The organism is uncultured Cardiobacterium sp. (assembly GCF_938028185.1).
In the GTDB taxonomy this organism is placed as follows: domain Bacteria; phylum Pseudomonadota; class Gammaproteobacteria; order Cardiobacteriales; family Cardiobacteriaceae; genus Cardiobacterium.
Genome location: NZ_CALJAH010000348.1, coordinates 1 through 2,148, shown reverse-complemented (window position 1 = coordinate 2,148; position 2,148 = coordinate 1). Strand labels below are relative to the sequence as shown.

Sequence of the window (2,148 nt, the reverse complement as noted above, 5' to 3'; positions counted from 1 at the left end):
CTTTCGATGCGGCATTACGCACAGAAACCCAAACGATTATTGCCGAAGTACGCGACCTGCTGGAATCTGGCAGGACGCCTCCTGCACATTATGCCAAGCATTGCAAATCTTGCTCGCTGATAGATTTATGCCAACCGCAGCTTTTGAGCAAAGACCGCTCTGCTATCTATATTGCTAACCTGTTTTCCCAAGAAGCAGAGGATTTATGAAATCGGTTGGCAAAGAAAAAGCGCTGTATATCGCGCGGCGTATGCACCCGGATTTTGTTTTCAATATGGCGCAACTTGAAGGCAATCCTTATACCTTTCCGGAAGTACAAACGACATTATCCGGGATTACTGTTGGTGGTCATAAAATTAGTGATCAAACGCAGATATTGAATATTGCCGCAGGCTGGTCAGAAGTCATCCGACAAGCTGCAACCAACACATTTGTCGTCAACAAAGAAAATTTTATTCATATCAATACACTGATTGCCAAAGATGAAGCGTTGGCTGTTGGCGATTTCCGCGATGGCCAGGTAGGCATTAGCGGCACAGATTACCGCCCACCCCGTGCGGGTACGGAGCTTGAAAATGCCTTTTTACAGTTATTACAACATTATCAACAGACTCCAGATATTGCAATAAAGGCATTTGGTGTTTTTCTGGATACGGCACGGGCGCAATTCTTTTACGATGGCAACAAACGCACCGGGCAGTTAATGATGAATGGTATCCTGCTTTCTGCAGGCTATGCGCCAATGGTTATCTTTGCTGATACACAACTGGAATATAACCATAAAATGTTGCCGTTTTATCAGAGTGGCAACAAAGATGAAATGATTGCCTTCCTGCAAAGACAATATGAACGTGTACTAAACAAATTCCAAAACTGATGCGCAAACTGCAAAATACCCTGTTTATTACCACACAAGGATGCTATTTACACAAAGAGCGGGAAACGCTGGTTGTAGCGCATGAAAAGCGTAAACTGGCGCAACTGCCCGTTCATGCCATTGCGCATATTTTTTGCTTCGGCAATGTATTGGTATCACCGTTCCTGTTGGGTTTTTGTGGTGAGAATAATGTCAATCTGGCATTTTTTACCGAATACGGCAAATATTTGGGGCGCTTGCAAGGGGTACAAAGCGGCAATGTCTTGCTGCGGCGCGCACAATATCGTTTGTCTGAAACCAATCCCGTCCCTATTGCCCGCCACATCATTGCTGCCAAAATACAGGCAAGCCGCCGTGTCTTGCAGCGCCATATCCGCAATTATGGTGAAGATAACGAATTGAGTGAAGCGGTGCGCGCGCTGGATAGCAGCCTGCACCAATTACAAAAAACAGATACCCTGGATAGCGTGCGTGGCATCGAAGGCGATGCCGCATCCCGCTATTTTGCCGTATTTGGTCGCCTGATTCGCCAAACAGAATTTACCTTTGATGGGCGTAACCGCCGCCCACCCCGTGATCCCGTAAATGCGCTGCTGTCATTACTATATAGCGTATTGGGAAAAGAAATTAGCGGTGCGTTGCAAAGTGTAGGGCTGGATGCGCAAGTTGGCTTCCTCCATGCCGACCGCCCCGGCCGTGACAGCCTGGCGCAAGATATTTTAGAAGAATTCCGCGCCTGGTGGATTGACCGCCTGGTATTGAGCCTGGTCAACAGAAAACAAATCCAGTTAAAAGATTTCAGTACTGAAGCAAGCGGTGCGGTACAAATCAAAGACGATGCACGCAAATCACTATTTCAAGCACTACAAGCCAAAAAACAGGAAAAAATTACGCATCCCTATTTGCAGGAAGAAGTTGAAATTGGCCTGTTGCCATATATTCAGGCATTATTACTGGCACGCCATTTACGTGGCGATCTCGAACAATACCCACCATTCCTGATGCGCTAATGCTGGTACTCATTACTTACGATATCTCTTTTGCTGACGCAAGCGGTGCAAAACGATTGCGGCAAATCGCCGCACATTGTCAGAATTACGGCGTGCGTGTGCAATATTCCGTATTTGAATGCGATGTCAATCCCGAACAATGGGCACGCCTTAAAGACAAACTGCTGCAGACCTATCAACCGGCAACAGACAGCTTGCGTTTTTATATGCTCGGCAGCAAAGGGCGCAATAAAATTGAGCATTATGGCGCGAAGGCAGCAC

General features: G+C 46.7%; 4 protein-coding genes. All 4 read left to right on the top strand.

Features of this window, described 5'->3' with window-relative positions; genetic code table 11:
• Window positions 1–209: Dna2/Cas4 domain-containing protein (locus Q0349_RS10190; protein WP_298080802.1), on the top strand; the 209-nt coding region annotated here is incomplete at its 5' end.
• A complete protein-coding gene (locus tag Q0349_RS10185; protein ID WP_298080801.1) occupies window positions 206–877 on the top strand; it encodes a Fic family protein in 672 nt (223 codons plus the stop codon). The genes Q0349_RS10190 and Q0349_RS10185, both read left to right, overlap by 4 nt.
• On the top strand, window positions 877–1,887 hold the full coding sequence (gene cas1c / locus Q0349_RS10180; RefSeq protein WP_298080800.1) for a type I-C CRISPR-associated endonuclease Cas1c: 1,011 nt from the start codon (window positions 877–879) through the stop codon (window positions 1,885–1,887). Before Q0349_RS10185 ends, cas1c begins: the two co-directional genes overlap by 1 nt.
• Window positions 1,887–2,148, top strand: a 262-nt coding sequence (gene cas2, locus Q0349_RS10175; protein ID WP_298080799.1) for a CRISPR-associated endonuclease Cas2, incomplete at its 3' end; no start/stop codon positions are given. The genes cas1c and cas2, both read left to right, overlap by 1 nt.

Bases quoted from the DNA above. Each gene is read 5' to 3' on its own strand.
- Q0349_RS10185 (WP_298080801.1), top strand. From the start codon at position 206: ATGAAATCGGTTGGCAAAGAAAAAGCGCTGTATATCGCGCGGCGTATG.
- cas1c (WP_298080800.1), top strand. From the start codon at position 877: ATGCGCAAACTGCAAAATACCCTGTTTATTACCACACAAGGATGCTAT.